A 16,563-nucleotide genomic window follows, 5' to 3' on the forward strand; every position below is an offset into this window, starting at 1 on the left:
AACCGCGAAAATGGAAAGAAGAACGGTTGAAATCATGGATACCACCTTAAGGGATGGTGAGCAAACTTCTGGGGTTTCCTTTTCCTCTTCGGAAAAGCTGACTTTGGCCAAACTGCTGCTAGAAGAGCTTAAGGTAGACCGTATCGAAGTAGCTTCTGCTCGCGTTTCCGATGGAGAATTCAATGCCGTAAAAAACATAACCGATTGGGCAAAGACCGAAGGGTATATTTCCAAGGTTGAGGTACTCACTTTTGTAGACGGTGGGGTTTCCTTGGATTGGATGGAAAAAGCGGGTGCCAAAGTCCAGAATTTATTGACCAAAGGATCACTAAATCATCTTACTCATCAACTTAAAAAAACACCTGAACAGCATTTCAAAGCTATTAAGGATGTAATTGATAAAGCCCAGCAAATGGGGATAGAGACGAACGTCTACCTCGAGGATTGGAGCAATGGTATGCGAAATTCCAAGGAATATGTTTTCCAATTCCTGGATTTTCTCACCAACCAACCCATCAAACGGGTTCTTTTACCGGATACCCTTGGAATACTCACCCATTTTGAAGCAAGTGAGTTTTTAACTGAAATCGTTGAGCGCTATCCTAAAACTCATTTTGATTTCCACGGGCATAATGATTATGACCTAAGCGTGGCCAATGTAATGGAAGCTCTTAAGGCTGGTTGCCATGGCTTGCACTTAACTGTAAACGGTATGGGTGAACGTGCAGGGAATGCACCATTGGCTAGTGTAGTTGCTGTTGTGAATGATTTTATGCCGGAAATAAATATAGGTGTAAAAGAGTCTTCACTATTTAAGGTTAGCAAATTGGTCTCAGCATTTACAGGTTTTGGAATACCAGACAACAAACCCATTGTTGGAGATAATGTTTTTACTCAAACTGCTGGTATACATGCAGATGGAGATAATAAAAAGAATCTTTACTTTAATGACTTATTACCTGAGCGATTCGGAAGAAAACGCAAATATGCTTTAGGGAAAACATCTGGAAAAGCCAACATCCAAAAGAACCTTCAGGAATTAGGGTTAACCTTAAACGATGAGGAACTAAAAAAAGTTACCGAAAGAATTATTGAATTGGGTGATAAGAAAGAAAGAGTGACCAAAGACGATTTGCCCTATATCATTTCAGACGTCCTAGATTCAGATTTGTACCAACAACGCGTTTTTGTGAAGTCTTATGTGTTGACCCACTCAAAAGGGTTAAAACCATCCACTACCCTATCCATAGAAATTGACGGGAAATCCTATGAGGAAAATGCTCAAGGAGATGGACAGTTTGATGCATTTATTAATGCTTTGCAAAAGGTGTACAAAAAAGAAGGGGTAGAATTACCCAAATTAGTGGATTATGCAGTACGCATACCACCAGGAAGCACCTCGGACGCTCTTTGTGAGACCGTTATTACCTGGAAAACTAAAGAAAAAGACTTTACAACGCGTGGATTGGATTCTGACCAAACGGTATCTGCTATAAAAGCCACGGAAAAAATGCTCAACCTCTTTTGATTCATTGGAGAATAAATTTATATGAGCATCAGTCATTGAGAAAAACCATATTGAAAACTGTATACTAATAACTCAACCAAATGAAATTCAACATAGCCCTTTTAGCTGGAGATGGAATAGGTCCAGAAGTAATAGACCAAGCTGTAAAAGTATCCGATGCCATTGCAGAGAAATTTGGACATGAAATCAATTGGACACCAGCGCTAACTGGGGCTGCTGCAATAGATGCCGTAGGGAATCCCTATCCGGATGAAACCCATGAAATTTGTGAGACTGCAGATGCCGTTTTATTTGGAGCCATAGGTCATCCCCGTTTTGATAATGATCCTTCCGCCAAAGTAAGACCTGAACAAGGTTTGTTGAAAATGCGTCAAAAGTTGGGATTGTTTGCCAACGTAAGACCTACGTTTACATTTCCCTCACTTATTGATAAATCACCTTTAAAAAAGGACCGTATTGAAGGAACAGATTTAGTGTTTCTACGTGAATTGACAGGTGGAATCTACTTTGGAAAACGAGGTAGAGAAGACGATGGAAACACTGCTTATGATACCTGTACCTACACCCGGGCAGAAGTTCAGCGTTTGGCCAAAAAAGGATTTGAAATGGCCATGAAACGTTCCAAAAAGTTATGTTGTGTAGACAAAGCCAATGTTCTGGAAACTTCCCGTTTATGGCGAGAAACCGTTCAAGCTTTAGAAAAAGACTATCCAGAAGTAGAGGTTTCCTATGAGTTTGTGGATGCGGTTGCGATGCGTCTCATTCAATGGCCAAATTCATATGATGTGCTTATCACAGAGAATCTTTTTGGAGATGTGCTTACAGACGAAGCCTCGGTAATCTCAGGCTCCATGGGTTTGATGCCATCAGCTTCTTTGGGCGAAAAAACATCTCTTTTTGAACCTATACATGGTTCTTATCCTCAGGCTGCAGGAAAAGACATTGCCAACCCTCTGGCCACAGTACTATCAGCAGCCATGATGTTTGAAACTGCATTTGGATTGCAAAAGGAGGCGGAAGCCATTCGAGATGTTGTCAACAAATCACTTTCTGAGGGAATTGTTACCGAAGATTTGGCAGAAGGTGGCAAAGCCTTCAAAACCTCAGAGGTTGGAGATTGGTTAGCAGCAAATCTTTAATCTTTGTTCCCAAGTAGATTCTAGTTTTTGATGGAATGTGTTTGGACAAACTCGTAATTATAAAAGAGTTTGTACAATCCATCAAATCATATCCTGCAACCATCAATTATCAGCAAAAACACCCAACTAGAGTATGTAACGTTGTATTGAAATTACAATGTTATGAAAATCAAATACTGCAGGAAAAGGTTGCTCTTAAATCTATTCTTTGGTTTATCTTGGATTGTTTTGGGAGTGATTCAACAAAACACATCCCCCACTGATAATTATGACTTTATAGTTTTTGCCTTCATAATGGCATTACTTTACTTTATTAACCTACTATATAAGATCTTTATCCCTTATGCCATTATTGAAAATGGTGTTTTTCAAAAATCACCTCCGTTCAAGCGCTCTTTAAACATCGCTGATGTTGATCTGTGGTACAAAACAAGAGATAGCATTTTTTTATGCAGTTCTTCGCACTCATTGGAAATCCCAAAATATAAATTGGATGAAAGCTCCTTGGATGGCCTTCAGAATTATTTAGATACTCATTTAAGAAATCTTCAAAAACCCATAACCCATAAAAACAAATGTTCTACTGTCAGGTTTCTAAAGATTTGCATCCTTTTTATGATTGTATCTTTTGGAGTCAGTGCTCAAAAAAAGATAAAACCTATTAAAAATCCAGTAGCTTGGTCCTATACGATTGCACCAAAAAACCCCCTTGAGCAAGACATTACATCATACAATATTCTTATAGATTCCCATCTAAGTCCAATGGACTGGTGGGATGAAGTCTCTTGGAGCGCTCAAGTTTCCACAAAGGATTCTTTTGAAAAAGAAAGACTGTACAAAGAGGCCATATCAGATACGTTGAATGTATGGGCAGATAGACACATGGCCTTTAACAAATACCCCTATCGCAAAAATTCAAGTGACCCAGATGTAAATATCACTTTAAAAACAGAGGAATATAAGATTGAAAATGTCCAAATGGATGTTGATTTTTCAGATATGGAAAGTGCAATATGTGAAGTGATTGCTTCTGCTAGACTTACTGTATCCAACAGAAATGGGGATATTCTACTCGACATCCCCATTGTATTTTATGTGGATGAAGAGAACAAATCCACTCTTCTCCCTATTCGTCATTTTATGCTAAACCCAGTTTTTAAGATGAAGTACAACTTGAAGAAAAAGCCTGAAAAAAAACGAAAATTATTAAACAAGAAGTTAGCAAAGTATGAGTCAGATGTTCTAAGGTATTTCTATATAAAAAGTGGTGAAATACTTCGTGAGCATTTTATGGTGCAAAAGAAATCCGTTTATGCTGCTACATTTGGCATAAAAAACAAAGGGCATGAGGCTTTGAATGATGCCAGTGAGTCAACAAAAAAAGCCATTAACGCTCTTTCTGCGTTGAGCAAAAAGAAAAGAAAAACCATAAAAGACATAAGACCTGAAATTGAGACTGCTATTGACTATTGGCTGGATAAATTAGAAAGAACGACTGACCCAGAAATTAGAAAATTGCTACATGCAAATCTATCCTTGGGTAATCTTTTTTTAGGCAATATTGAGGACGCAAAAAAATGTATACATCAAATTCCTGAATTTGAAACATTGGAAAAGAAAACATTATTTCAAGGCGGATTCAATTATTACCTTTCTGGCTTATCTGAAGCTATTTCAACAAAAGAGCGCCATGGAGATCTTGCTCAAATACAATAATGGCTATAAGATATAATCCGTACTCAAAAAATTACTAACCTTAGCCTCCAAAAGCTGCTCAACAGTTTCGTTGTTAAGCTCATTATCCTTAAAGGCAACAAATGTTCGTATAGAAAACGAACGAAGCGCGTCATGTACGCTTAACGTGGCCTGAGCAGAATCTTTGCGTCCAGTGAACGGATAGACATCAGGACCGCGCTGACATGAGCTGTTCAGGTTCACACGACACACTAAATTGGCCAAAGTATCAATTAATGGAGATAGAGTATACACATCTTTCCCAAAAAGGCTTACTTGTTGTCCATAATTGGATTCTGCCATATCATCCAACGGCTCTTCAATATCTTTAAAAGACAGGACTGGAATAATAGGGCCAAATTGTTCTTCTTCATATACCCTCATGTCTTTGCTTACCGGGTATAATACTGCAGGCCAGATATAGTTGTCCTTGTGTTTTCCTCCTTTTTTGTTTTGAATTTTGGCTCCCTTTGCTTTAGCATCGTCTAAAAGCTCTTGAATATAAGCTGGTTTACCTGGTTCTGGTAATGGGGTCAATTTTACATCCTTATCCCACGGATTGCCAAATTTCAAAGCATCTACTTTTTCCGAAAACCGTTTTAAAAACTCTTCCTTGATATCTTCATGTACATAAACTACTTTTAAAGCTGTACAGCGCTGCCCATTAAAGGAAAGCGTCCCAGCTATACATTCGTTGATAGTAAGATCCAAATCAGCATCAGGCAACACTATAGCTGGATTTTTGGCTTCGAGTCCCAAAACCAAACGAAGCCGATTGCTTTTTGGATGCTGCTCTTGTAAAGCGTTAGCAGATTTGCTATTGCCTATCAATGCCAGAACATCCACCTTTCCGGTTTGCATAATGGGTGCCGCAACGGCCCTTCCCCTACCAAAAAGAATATTCACCACTCCTTTAGGAAAACTCGTTTGAAAAGCTTCTAGCAATGGGGTTATGAGCAATACGCCATGCTTGGCCGGTTTAAAAACCGTGGTGTTACCCATGATGATTGCCGGAATAAGCAATGCAAAGGTTTCGTTCAAAGGATAGTTGTATGGCCCCAGACAAAGGACAACACCTAAGGGGCCCCTTCGAATATGCGCATAAACACCATCATGTTTGGAAAACTTGGCAGAATTTCTATCAAGTTGCTTGTACTCTTCAATAGTGTCATAAATATACTCAACGGTACGGTCAAACTCTTTATAGGAATCGGGTTGGTTCTTGCCTATTTCCCACATCAACAACTTCACAACCTCCTCGCGCTTTTCTTCCATCTTCTTGACAAAAGTTTCCATGCATTCAATGCGGTCCTTTACCTTCATGGTTGGCCAAACACCTTGACCTTTATTATAAGCGGCCAACGCAGCTTCCAAAGCCTCCAAAGCCTCAGCTTCTCCCATATCAGGGATACTACCTAGAGGTGTTGGGGCATACTCCTTGGTTGATGAGATAGTAGATACGACCGGTGAAGTCTTTCCCTTCCAATCTTTTAGTTCCCCACTTACCAAATATTTGGTCTGGTGGATTTCCTCAGTAATTTGAAACTGCTCTGGTATCATAAGTTCGTAGTTAGTTGAGTGAAGATACGTATCAAATGTAAAAAAGTTATTACCCGATAGGTTTCATAGCAGTCATAGAAGCACGGAGCTGTTCCCCAATTACTTCAACCGGATGCTCTCGGATAGCCTTGTTTACAGCAATTAATTTCATATTATCCACACCATTATCTGTGTCTTCCCCATAAGCCTTACCAATAATATCGGTCTCAACGGTTTTCATAAAGTCCTCCAATAAAGGTTTACATGCATGATCAAACAAATAACATCCATATTCAGCTGTGTCAGAAATCACCCGGTTCATTTCAAACAATTTCTTTCTGGCAATGGTGTTTGCTATCAATGGGGTTTCGTGTAATGACTCGTAATAGGCCGATTCATCAATTATCCCAGATTCCGTCATGGTTTCAAAAGCCAATTCTACTCCAGATTTTACAAAAGCCACCATTAATACGCCATGGTCGTAGTATTCCTGTTCCGAAATATCGTCACTCCCTGCAGGAGTCTTTTCAAAAGCGGTTTCGCCGGTAGCAGCACGCCAATCCAAAAGATTCTTGTCTCCATTGTCCCAATCTTCCATCATGGTTTTAGAAAAATGACCGCTCATGATATCATCCATGTGCTTTTGAAACAAGGGTCTCATGATTACTTTGAGCTCTTCGGCCAAATCAAAGGCCTTAATCTTCGCCGGGTTGGATAAACGGTCCATCATATTCGTAATACCTCCCTGTTTGAGGCCTTCAGTGATGGTCTCCCAACCAAATTGAATAAGTTTAGAGGCGTAACCGGCATCAATTCCCTTTTCAATCATTTTATTGAAAGAAAGTATGGAACCGGTCTGCAATAGTCCACATAAAATGGTCTGTTCCCCCATTAAATCTGATTTTACTTCGGCCACAAATGAAGATTCAAGTACTCCAGCCCTATGGCCGCCAGTCGCGGCAGCATAAGCTTTGGCTTGTTCCAATCCCTTTCCTTCGGGGTCGTTTTCAGGGTGCACCGCTATCAATGTAGGTACTCCAAATCCACGTTTATACTCCTCCCTCACCTCAGAACCGGGACTTTTAGGTGCTACCATGATAACGGTGAGGTCCTTTCGTATTTGCATCCCCTCTTCAACTATGTTAAACCCGTGTGAGTAGGACAATGTAGCTCCTTGCTTCATTAAAGGCATTACCGTACCCACAACATTGGTATGTTGTTTGTCCGGAGTCAAATTAATCACCATATCGGCTGTAGGAATCAGTTCTTCATAAGTGCCTGCCGTAAAATTGTTTTCGGTAGCATTCTTATAAGACTGCCTTTGTTCTTTTATTGAGGCTTCGCGAAGTGCATAGGAGATGTCCAAACCTGAATCCCTCATATTCAATCCCTGATTCAAGCCTTGGGCCCCACATCCTATAATTACTATCTTTTTATCTTTTAAAGCTGTTACACCATCACCAAATTCATGAGATTCCATAAACCTACATTTACCCAATTGGGTTAATTGGTCTCGTAATGATAGGGTGTTAAAGTAATTTGCCATTTTCAGTTTTTATTTAGTGCTTATTTATTTTGAAATTCTGCAAGTATTTCGGTAATCGGCATACTTGCCTTAGTTACAGTTATACGCCCTGAACGCACAAATTGCATAATACCATAAGGCTCCAAGGCATCATGCATTTCGTCTATTTCATGCCTTCTACCTGTTTTGGCGAGTACAAAGAAATCCCGTGAAACCGTAACAATCTGGGAATTGCTTTCTTTGATTATGTTTTGGATTTGCCTTTCGTCAAACAATAAATGGGAAGCTATTTTGAACAAAGCGGATTCCTGATAAATCGTTTCATCATCTGTATGGTAATACGCCTTAATCACCTCAATCTGCTTTTCTATTTGGCCCACTATTTTACGGGTCCAATCTTCTGTGGTGAAGACAACTATTGTAAACTTTGAAACATTTTCAATTTCTGATTTTGAAACATTTAAACTCTCTATATTAATGTGACGCTTTAAGAATATTCCTGATATTCTATTAAGTAAGCCCACATTGTTTTCGGAGTACACAGATATGGTATACCACTTACTTTCCATAATTGCTCTTTTTTACTGCAATGATTATTCCTGTTGACCAATCCAACTTTGTAATTGTAAAATCCTCTCTCTTTTCTAGAGTTTCAACTAGCTGTTTTGCCTTCTCTTCATGACCGTCTGGCCAGTTGGGTTGCGGATTCATATCGTCAATCACATAATACCCCCCACTTTTGACCATGCTTAGCGTTTTTTCCAAATGCGTATATTTCCCGGCCCAAGTATCCGCAAAAATCAAATCGAATCCTTCGCCCTTGTACTCAGAAATCCACTCACCACCATCTACACACAAAAGCTTAAGCTTGGATTCATTTTCAAAAGCATTTTCTACAAGTTGAATCAAGCGTTCGTCATTATCCAAACTTGTCACTTTAGATTCCAATTGCATCCCTTCAAGCATCCAAGCCAAAGAAAGTCCTGTGCCCGTGCCAAGTTCTAAAAAAATACCATTTGGTTTAGAAGTTATCAAAGTTTGAAGTAAGTTTCCTATGGAAACGTCTGAAGGCATAGTGAAACCAACCTCTTCAGTCATTTTAAGCAGCTCCGGATAAACCACAGGTCTTCTTGTCATTTCCGATATACTCATACTATTTCAATCTAATATCGGAAACTGATGCTCCTGAAGGAATCATGGGAAACACATTGTCCTCTTTCTCTACCCTAACCTCCAAGAAATAAGGATCTTTGGAAGTAATCATTTCATTGACTGCCGATTCCAAGTCAGCTCTTTCCGTTACTCTTCTTGCTTTAATGTGATATCCTTCTGCAATTTTGACAAAATCCGGATTGGTCATAACGGTTGAAGCGTATCGGCTTTCAAAGAATAACTCTTGCCATTGGCGCACCATGCCTAAGTGGTCATTGTTGAGGACAACGATTTTAACTGGTATATTATGTTGGAAAATCACCCCAAGTTCTTGAATGGTCATTTGATAGCCTCCATCACCAATGATAGCTACCACTTCACGCTCAGGTGCACCTTGTTTTGCTCCAATAGCAGCAGGAAGCGCAAAGCCCATTGTTCCCAAACCGCCAGAAGTAATATTACTCTTGCTTTGAGAAAACTTCGCATAACGGCAAGCTATCATCTGATGTTGTCCTACATCTGTAACTATAACTGCATCGTTATTTGAAGCTTTGTTTATCTGTTCAATTACCTCACCCATGGTTAGGCCGGGTTTGGTAGGTTCTAAGTCTTTTTGAATGACCGCTTGATATTCCTCTTCGTACTTTTTATCGAACTCAGATTGCCATTCTTTATGTTCATTTTCATTGATGAGCGGCAACAACAAATTCAAAGTCTGCTTTGCATCGCCCAGCACGGCAACATCTGCCTTTACATTTTTGTTGATTTCTGCAGGATCAATCTCAAAATGAATAACCTTTGCTTGCTTGGCATAGGTTTCAAGATTTCCTGTTACCCTATCATCAAAACGCATACCTATGGCAATCAACACATCGCACTCATTGGTAAGTACGTTTGGACCATAGTTTCCATGCATACCTACCATTCCAACATTCAATGGGTGGTCCGTTGGAATTGCTGATTCTCCCATTATAGTCCACGCAGCAGGGATTCCTGATTTTTCTACAAATGCTTTTAGCTCTTCTTCGGCTTCACCTAAAATTATACCCTGCCCCCAAATGATATAGGGTTTTTTAGCGTTATTTATAAGTTTCGCTGCTGATTGTATTGCCTCCAAATTTGGTTCTGCTACGGCCTGATAACTTCTTACTCCAGTGCATTTTTCATAAACGAAATCCAACTCATCAAATTGAGCATTCTTAGTGATATCTATTAGAACCGGTCCCGGTCTTCCAGATTTTGCGATATAAAATGCTTTGGCAAAGATTTCAGGAATCTCAGAAGCTTTAGTAATTTGATAATTCCATTTGGTCACTGGAGTAGAAATACCTACAATATCTGTTTCCTGAAAAGCATCAGAACCCAATAAATGACGAGGTACCTGTCCTGTAATACAGACCATTGGAGTTGAATCTATTTGAGCATCGGCCAGTCCTGTAACCAAATTTGTGGCGCCAGGTCCCGAGGTTGCCATGGCCACTCCCACTTTTCCACTTACTCTTGCATATCCTTGGGCAGCATGTGTTGCACCTTGCTCATGTCTTGTAAGTATATGGGTCAATTTATCTTGAAACTTGTATAATTCATCATAGACAGGCATTATTGCGCCTCCAGGATATCCGTAGATTAAATCTACTCCTTCTTCAAGTAAACAATGAATAATGGCCTCAGCGCCAGTTATACGTATAGCCTTTTTCGTTTCGGAATCTTTTTTTTGTATGTTCAATGTTTCCATAATCCTTTCCTTTTAGATTCTGGTGTACTTTCCTTTCACAGAATACTTAAATCATATCCGTAACGCAACCTTCAGAGGCTGATGATACAATTTTTGCGTATTTATATAAACTTCCTTTATTCACCTTTAATGGAGGTTGCGTCCATTTTTTGCGTCTTTTTTCCAATTCTTCATCAGAAATTGAAACTGACATGCTATTCTTTTCTGCATCAATGGTAATTACATCTCCTTCTTCAACAAGGGCAATAACACCCCCATCTTGTGCTTCTGGAGCTATATGTCCAACCACAAATCCATGGGTTCCCCCAGAAAACCGTCCATCGGTAATCAATGCAACATCCTTACCCAAACCTGCTCCCATAATAGCAGCGGTTGGTTTTAACATTTCAGGCATTCCAGGCCCTCCTTTTGGGCCCTCATATCTAATTACAACAACATCTCCTTTTTTGACCTTTCCATTGCGTATCCCATCATTTGCCTCAAACTCCCCATCAAATACTTTGGCCGGTCCTGAAAAATGTAACCCTTCTTTACCTGTTATTTTTGCTACGGCACCCTCTTTTGCGAGATTTCCATAAAGAATTCTTAGGTGCCCCGTTTCTTTTATCGGCTTGTCAATATCTTTTACAACCTCCTGCCCTTCAAACAAGTCAGGTAGATCTTTCAAGTTTTCGGCGATGGTCTTACCTGTAACGGTTAAACAGTCACCATGCAGCATTTTATGCTTCAACATAAACTTCATTACAGCTGGTATACCTCCTACATTATGAAGGTCTTCCATTAGGAATCTACCACTAGGTTTTAAATCTGCTAAAAAGGGGGTAGTATCACTTATGCGTTGAAAATCATCAAGTCCGAATTCAATATCCGCGGCCTTGGCAATAGCTAAAAAGTGTAGTACAGCATTTGTAGAACCTCCTAAAACTACAATCAACCTAACGGCATTTTCCAAAGATTTTTTTGTGATGATATCGCTGGGCTTTATATCCTTTTCCAGTAGATGCTTTAATGCTTTTCCAGCAGCTATTGCATCTCCTGTCTTCTTATCTCCAACAGCGGGATTGGATGAGCTATATGGCAAAGACATTCCAAGCGCTTCAATTGCCGAGGCCATGGTATTCGCCGTGTACATTCCACCGCAAGCGCCAGCTCCAGGGCACGCATTTTGAATTACGCTCTTGTATTCTTGCTCGTTCATAGTACCAGCAACCTTTTCACCCCAAGCTTCAAAAGCGGATACCACATCCAATTTTTTATTATTTAGGCAACCGGGGGCTATGGTACCTCCATATACCATTACCGATGGTCTATCCAATCGAATCATTGCCATAAGGGCACCTGGCATATTCTTGTCGCATCCTACAACGGTTACTAAACCATCATAGTTCATGGCTTGTACCACCGTTTCCATGGAATCTGCAATAATATCTCGAGAAGGAAGGGAATAGCGCATACCGTACGTACCCATGGAAATACCATCACTGACCCCAATGGTATTAAATATTAGCCCTACCAAATCCACTTCTTGGGTTCCCTTTTTTACATAGGTAGACAAATCGTTAAGGTGCATGTTACAGGGATTGCCTTCATACCCTGTACTTCCTATTCCCACCAAAGGCTTTTTCAAATCATCCTCAGTCAACCCAATAGCATGCAACATAGCCTGCGCCGCAGGTTGTGTAGGGTCTTGGGTAACATTTTTACTATACTTATTCAATTCCATTAACAGATTTCTTTGAAATATGTATTTTATCTGAAATTATTCTAAGATTCAAAGATATACCTTTCGCATACCCCAGTTTTTTAACATAATTCACACCTTCAAAGCCATTTGATAGAGAAAGCTTTTATTTTATTGATAATCAAAATCTTAAGTTGAAATAAAATATCATATTCAACTCTATTTGTAAGTTTTTTTTGCCCTCAAAAAAGACTTTTAGGTTCTCTCATTTTGGTTATTTTTAAACATGGAAAAAACCGTAAGTGAAGCTATTGCCCACAGGAGGTCTGTTCGCGTTTTTAGGGATGATGTGGAATTGGACACCGAGAAAGTTCAAAAATGTATTGAAAATGCCGTATTGGCACCAACAAGCAGTAATCTCCAGCTCTGGGAATTTTATCATGTTATTGAGAAAGACAAACTGAAAAAACTAACTGAAGCCTGCCTGGGTCAAAACGCTGCAAAAACCGCCAAGCAAATGATAGTGGTGGTCAGTAGAAAAGACTTATGGAGAAAACGGGCCAAGTCCAATGTTGCTTTTTTAGAGAACACTTACGGACACAAACCTGAAAAGGAATACAGCCGAAGGGAGAAATTTGCGCTTAATTATTATAAGAAACTCATACCTACGGTGTATTTTGATGTTTTAGGGATTCTAGGCTGGATAAAATATCTCATATTTAGTGTAATCGGGTTGTTCAAACCAGTTTATCGTCAAGTAAGACGGTCCGATATGCGCATAGTAGCTCATAAGAGTGCCGGTTTAGCTGCTCAAAATTTTATGATAAGCATGGCAGCAATAGGATATGATACCTGTCCTATGGAAGGAAGTGACACCCTAAGGGTAAAGCGTATTTTGAATCTTCCGCCAGGTGCTGAAATCAATATGGTTATTGGATGTGGAATCAGAGCGGAAAATGGTGTTTATGGCAAACGTTTTCGCATACCTTTTAAGGAAATATACCAAAAGGTTTAAAAACTTTACAGAAGTTTAAATGAAATAATATCTCCGAATTTTTTTTGCGCCAATACACTTATAGATTTATCAGATAATTGTAGCACCCTTGGGTAACCTCCCGTAGTTTGTCCGTCTTTCATTAAGATGATCAATCTTCCTGTAGGAGTCAACTGTACAGTGCCTGGTAATGTTCCCGATGTTAAAATAGAATGGGAATGTGTTCCTATTTCTTCGGTAAGTTGATATGCCATTCTATTATTCTCTTTTGAAACAGTAAAGTCTTTTGAAAAAAGTGGTTCCAAATGAGCATCTGTCAATATTGAGAACTCTGGTCCTTTGAAAACTTCAATATACTGCTGTTCTAAATGATTTTCGAGTTTCAACTCCGAAATTGCCGGCTCATACTGCGTTACAGGTTCGTATGGAATTTCATCAGAATCTTTGAAGCATTTTGTTGATGTTACTGGATGGTATTGAGAGTAACTTCCTAGCACCTTACCTCCTTGAAATCCATTTTTTATGGCCAAATACGTTCTAAAACCGTTTTCCAACTTTCCATAAGAAAGAATGTCGCCTGCTTCTACCTTGATTACTCGGTAATTATCAATGGGGTTATTGTTTAGCGTAGGCGACATGCGAGCCCCTGAAAGACATATATAAGTAGGCGATTCAAACAATAGGGTTGGCCCGGTCATGGTAATTTCCAAAACAGCATCTTCTTGCTTGTTTTCCAATAATACATTCGCCTTTTTTACAGAAACCTCATCCAAAACCCCAGAAACGGGAACTCCTATATTGCGATACCCAAACCTACCAAAATCCTGTAGCGTTGTATAAAATCCAGATTTTAAGAATTTAAGCATCTAAAGGTATCTTTTCAAGATTATAAATTCCTATTTCGCCTTCAATTTTACGCAAATCATACTCTGCTTTGGAAATGGATTGAAATTGAATTTTATCGCCTGCTTTTACAAAGCAAGGCTTCTCATGGGAAGCATCAAAAACCGGTACCGGACAATTCCCTATTATGTTCCATCCTCCTGGAGAGTCTTGTGGATATATTCCTGTCTGTTTTCCTGCAAGGCCCACCGAACCCTTTTCTACATGAAGTCTAGGTGTTTTGCGTCTGGGCAATTGCAAAGATTTTGGTAACCCACCCAGATACATAAATCCAGGTAAGAATCCTATTCCGAAAACAGTATACTCGTGTGAAGTATGCTGTTTTATCAGTTCTTCCTTAGTTAAATCTAGAGATTTGGCAGTTTCCTGAATATCAATCCCAAAATCAGATTCATAGCACACGGGCAGTTTCCATAGAAAACGTTCATTTTGAACAGACCTGGTATTTTTCTCATAAACCTCCAAAACTCGAGCTTTTGCAGTATCAAAATCAAGTTTTGCGCCCGACAACGAAATCATGGTTACGGAATTATACGCCGGAACCAACTCCCATTCGCGCTGATATTTGTTGGTAAAAGAGCTAACAAACGCAAGAATATCATTCAAAATGGATTCCTTTACTTCATTGGGCCATTCAATCAAAAGAGCTTTCTCTCCAAAGGGTCTTATGGTTAGGGGGACTTCTTTCACTTGCTTAAAACTATATTGTGCTTTGGCAATTCTTTTGAAAGATACTGTAATATTTGTAATGCTGAGGGGGTATCTCCATGAACACAAATCGTATCCACCTGGATTCTCAAGGTTTCACCTGACAAAGTTCTTATTTCTCTATTTTGTATCATCGGTAAAACATGTTGAAGTACCTTTCCCGGTTTTGAAATCAGAGCATCTTTATGAGTTCTTGGAACTAAAGTCCCATCCGAATTGTAATTTCTATCGGCAAAAGCTTCACAACATACCTCTATTTTAAATGTTTTTGCCAAAAGAGCGACTTGGGAACCAGACAATGCATAAATCTTCTTTGTTAAATCCGATTCGTTAACCACTTCCAAAAATAACTTGGCTAGTTCTGCATCTTTAGCAATTTGGTTGTACAATGCTCCGTGTGGTTTTATATGATTCACAGGGATTTCTTGCTGTTTTGCGATTTTACCGAACATGGATAGTTGCTCTGAAAGGCTATTTCTTAATGCATCCTTTGAGATATCCATTACTTTCCTGCCAAAATTAAGCTTATCAGGATATGATGGGTGAGCACCGATTTTAACGGTGTGTCTTTTTGCTAATCCAATGATTTCAAATATAGATGAGCTTTCACCCGCATGACCCCCACATGCAATATTACACGAACTGATATGTGGAAAAAGTTGAGCTTCGTTTCCTATCCCTTCGCCAACATCACAATTTAAATCTACATACCACTTTTTCATCTAAAAAAACTCCAATACCTTAAAAATGCTCTTTACCCCTAAAAATATCGCGAATAGTACAATCAATACGCCAACAACATTTTGAATGGGTTTATTCACATGGTTGCCCATTACTTTCTTCTGGTTAACCATCCATAAAAGAAGTATTGCCATTATGGGCAACAATACTCCATTGGCCACTTGAGCAAATTGAATGACTTGTATTGGTTTAATGTCAAAAGAAAGAAAAAATACTCCCAAGAAAAGAATTGAAATCCAAATTAATCGAAACTTAGCATCTTTCATCCCATCCTTCCAACCAAAACAACTACTTGCCACGTAGGCAGCTGCCAGAGGGGCGGTAATCGCAGAAGTAATTCCAGCTAACAAGAGTCCCAGTCCCATGAAATAAAGTGCCATTTTTCCAAAGAGGGGTTCCATAGCCTTTGCCATATCCACTGCATTCATAACATTATCCAAATCTGCGGCCGCCGCAGTAATAATAATTGCTATGGAAACCAACCCACCTACTCCAACAGAGACCAAGGTATCCCAACGCATCAAGGACAAATCTTTTTCAGAACCCCACTTTTCTCTTACCAAAGAAGCGTGTAAAAAAAGATTATAGGGAACAACTGTTGTTCCCACCAGAGCCACTATGGTCAATATGCTCTGTTCTGGTAAGGTAGGAACAAACGCTCCCTTTACTATTTCAATAAGTGAAGGCTTGGTTATCATGGCAGCGATTACAAAACAAAGTCCCATCATGCCAACCAAGCCCATGAATATTTTTTCAAGCGATTTATAGCTTCCAAACCATAGAATGACAAATGCCAAAAAGCCGACTAAGACCGGGTAAACTGGAAAATCAACAGGCATCGCAAATATAGCGTTCAAACCAAGTGTGGCCCCACCAATGTTCCCGGCTTCATAGGCAGCATTGCCAATAAGAATGGCTGCTAGAACTACACCTAGGATAATGTTTCTTGTCAACTTTGTTGGTAACTGATTCCCAATAACATCTACAAGGCCTTTTTGGGTTAGAACCCCTATCCTACCCGCCATCTCCTGTAGAATTATGGTACAAACTATTGAAACCAATAAAGCCCAGATAAGGGCAAATCCAAACTTCACTCCTGCAATTGTACAAATAGTGATAGTACCTGGGCCAACAAAGGCAGCAGCAACTAAAATACCGGGGCCAATTTTTTTTAGCATTTGTAC

14 protein-coding genes are annotated in these 16,563 nt (G+C 39.5%); 4 read left to right on the forward strand and 10 right to left on the reverse strand.

Annotated elements, in window-relative coordinates:
* Positions 1 to 10: 10 nt before the first annotated feature.
* The 3 genes from ACOKFD_RS03910 to ACOKFD_RS03920 all read left to right on the forward strand — a co-directional run bounded on the left by ACOKFD_RS03910 (position 11) and on the right by ACOKFD_RS03920 (position 4,383).
* A complete protein-coding gene (locus ACOKFD_RS03910; protein ID WP_422860062.1) occupies positions 11 to 1,528 on the forward strand; it encodes an alpha-isopropylmalate synthase regulatory domain-containing protein in 1,518 nt (505 codons plus the stop codon).
* Between the two features lie 80 nt (positions 1,529 to 1,608).
* Complete coding sequence (leuB, locus tag ACOKFD_RS03915; RefSeq protein WP_422860063.1) at positions 1,609 to 2,667, forward strand: 3-isopropylmalate dehydrogenase; 1,059 nt, start codon at positions 1,609 to 1,611, stop codon at positions 2,665 to 2,667.
* A gap of 162 nt (positions 2,668 to 2,829) precedes the next feature.
* A complete protein-coding gene (locus ACOKFD_RS03920; RefSeq protein WP_422860064.1) occupies positions 2,830 to 4,383 on the forward strand; it encodes a hypothetical protein in 1,554 nt (517 codons plus the stop codon).
* Positions 4,384 to 4,386: 3 nt separating this feature from the next.
* Here ACOKFD_RS03920 and ACOKFD_RS03925 read toward each other — a convergent pair whose 3' ends face one another.
* From ACOKFD_RS03925 to ilvD, 6 genes are read right to left on the reverse strand one after another with little or no spacing between them, the layout of a single operon-like run.
* Positions 4,387 to 5,961 carry an NADP-dependent glyceraldehyde-3-phosphate dehydrogenase gene (locus ACOKFD_RS03925; protein ID WP_422860065.1) on the reverse strand — a complete coding sequence of 525 codons (1,575 nt, stop codon included), beginning with the start codon at positions 5,959 to 5,961 and terminating at the stop codon, positions 4,387 to 4,389.
* Between the two features lie 49 nt (positions 5,962 to 6,010).
* Positions 6,011 to 7,486: a ketol-acid reductoisomerase gene (gene ilvC / locus ACOKFD_RS03930; protein WP_422860066.1), complete on the reverse strand. Its 1,476-nt coding sequence runs from the start codon at positions 7,484 to 7,486 to the stop codon at positions 6,011 to 6,013.
* Positions 7,487 to 7,506: 20 nt separating this feature from the next.
* Entirely contained in the window at positions 7,507 to 8,034 is a 528-nt protein-coding gene (gene ilvN / locus ACOKFD_RS03935) for an acetolactate synthase small subunit (protein ID WP_298998981.1), read from the reverse strand.
* Positions 8,024 to 8,617: an O-methyltransferase gene (locus ACOKFD_RS03940; protein WP_422860067.1), complete on the reverse strand. Its 594-nt coding sequence runs from the start codon at positions 8,615 to 8,617 to the stop codon at positions 8,024 to 8,026. Before ACOKFD_RS03940 ends, ilvN begins: the two co-directional genes overlap by 11 nt.
* Before the next feature lies 1 nt (position 8,618).
* Entirely contained in the window at positions 8,619 to 10,352 is a 1,734-nt protein-coding gene (gene ilvB, locus ACOKFD_RS03945) for a biosynthetic-type acetolactate synthase large subunit (RefSeq protein ID WP_422860068.1), read from the reverse strand.
* A gap of 46 nt (positions 10,353 to 10,398) precedes the next feature.
* Positions 10,399 to 12,075, reverse strand: a complete 1,677-nt coding sequence (gene ilvD / locus ACOKFD_RS03950; protein WP_422860069.1) for a dihydroxy-acid dehydratase — start codon at positions 12,073 to 12,075, stop codon at positions 10,399 to 10,401.
* Between the two features lie 244 nt (positions 12,076 to 12,319).
* On the opposite strand from ilvD, the gene ACOKFD_RS03955 reads away from it, so the two are divergent.
* Positions 12,320 to 13,048 (forward strand): nitroreductase family protein, encoded by a 729-nt coding sequence (locus tag ACOKFD_RS03955; protein ID WP_422860070.1) that lies wholly within the window; start codon positions 12,320 to 12,322, stop codon positions 13,046 to 13,048.
* 5 nt (positions 13,049 to 13,053) lie between these two features.
* Here the strand turns inward: ACOKFD_RS03955 and ACOKFD_RS03960 are convergent, their stop codons facing one another.
* Genes ACOKFD_RS03960 through ACOKFD_RS03975 form a run of 4 tightly spaced genes read right to left on the reverse strand, consistent with a single transcriptional unit; the run spans position 13,054 to position 16,557 of the window.
* A complete protein-coding gene (locus ACOKFD_RS03960) occupies positions 13,054 to 13,893 on the reverse strand; it encodes a biotin-dependent carboxyltransferase family protein (protein ID WP_422860071.1) in 840 nt (279 codons plus the stop codon).
* Complete coding sequence (gene pxpB / locus ACOKFD_RS03965; protein ID WP_422860072.1) at positions 13,886 to 14,620, reverse strand: 5-oxoprolinase subunit PxpB; 735 nt, start codon at positions 14,618 to 14,620, stop codon at positions 13,886 to 13,888. Before pxpB ends, ACOKFD_RS03960 begins: the two co-directional genes overlap by 8 nt.
* Positions 14,617 to 15,360 (reverse strand): 5-oxoprolinase subunit PxpA, encoded by a 744-nt coding sequence (gene pxpA, locus ACOKFD_RS03970; RefSeq protein WP_422860073.1) that lies wholly within the window; start codon positions 15,358 to 15,360, stop codon positions 14,617 to 14,619. Before pxpA ends, pxpB begins: the two co-directional genes overlap by 4 nt.
* Positions 15,361 to 16,557 (reverse strand): Nramp family divalent metal transporter, encoded by a 1,197-nt coding sequence (locus ACOKFD_RS03975; RefSeq protein ID WP_422860074.1) that lies wholly within the window; start codon positions 16,555 to 16,557, stop codon positions 15,361 to 15,363.
* Positions 16,558 to 16,563 lie beyond the last annotated feature (6 nt).

The sequence above is a fragment of the Flagellimonas ulvae genome, from assembly GCF_049333175.1.
GTDB lineage: Bacteria > Bacteroidota > Bacteroidia > Flavobacteriales > Flavobacteriaceae > Flagellimonas.

Bases quoted from the DNA above. Each gene is read 5' to 3' on its own strand.
- ACOKFD_RS03910 (WP_422860062.1), top strand. From the start codon at position 11: ATGGAAAGAAGAACGGTTGAAATCATGGATACCACCTTAAGGGATGGT.
- leuB (WP_422860063.1), top strand. From the start codon at position 1,609: ATGAAATTCAACATAGCCCTTTTAGCTGGAGATGGAATAGGTCCAGAA.
- ACOKFD_RS03920 (WP_422860064.1), top strand. From the start codon at position 2,830: ATGAAAATCAAATACTGCAGGAAAAGGTTGCTCTTAAATCTATTCTTT.
- ACOKFD_RS03925 (WP_422860065.1), bottom strand. From the start codon at position 5,961: ATGATACCAGAGCAGTTTCAAATTACTGAGGAAATCCACCAGACCAAA.
- ilvC (WP_422860066.1), bottom strand. From the start codon at position 7,486: ATGGCAAATTACTTTAACACCCTATCATTACGAGACCAATTAACCCAA.
- ilvN (WP_298998981.1), bottom strand. From the start codon at position 8,034: ATGGAAAGTAAGTGGTATACCATATCTGTGTACTCCGAAAACAATGTG.
- ACOKFD_RS03940 (WP_422860067.1), bottom strand. From the start codon at position 8,617: ATGAGTATATCGGAAATGACAAGAAGACCTGTGGTTTATCCGGAGCTG.
- ilvB (WP_422860068.1), bottom strand. From the start codon at position 10,352: ATGGAAACATTGAACATACAAAAAAAAGATTCCGAAACGAAAAAGGCT.
- ilvD (WP_422860069.1), bottom strand. From the start codon at position 12,075: ATGGAATTGAATAAGTATAGTAAAAATGTTACCCAAGACCCTACACAA.
- ACOKFD_RS03955 (WP_422860070.1), top strand. From the start codon at position 12,320: ATGGAAAAAACCGTAAGTGAAGCTATTGCCCACAGGAGGTCTGTTCGC.
- ACOKFD_RS03960 (WP_422860071.1), bottom strand. From the start codon at position 13,893: ATGCTTAAATTCTTAAAATCTGGATTTTATACAACGCTACAGGATTTT.
- pxpA (WP_422860073.1), bottom strand. From the start codon at position 15,360: ATGAAAAAGTGGTATGTAGATTTAAATTGTGATGTTGGCGAAGGGATA.
- ACOKFD_RS03975 (WP_422860074.1), bottom strand. From the start codon at position 16,557: ATGCTAAAAAAAATTGGCCCCGGTATTTTAGTTGCTGCTGCCTTTGTT.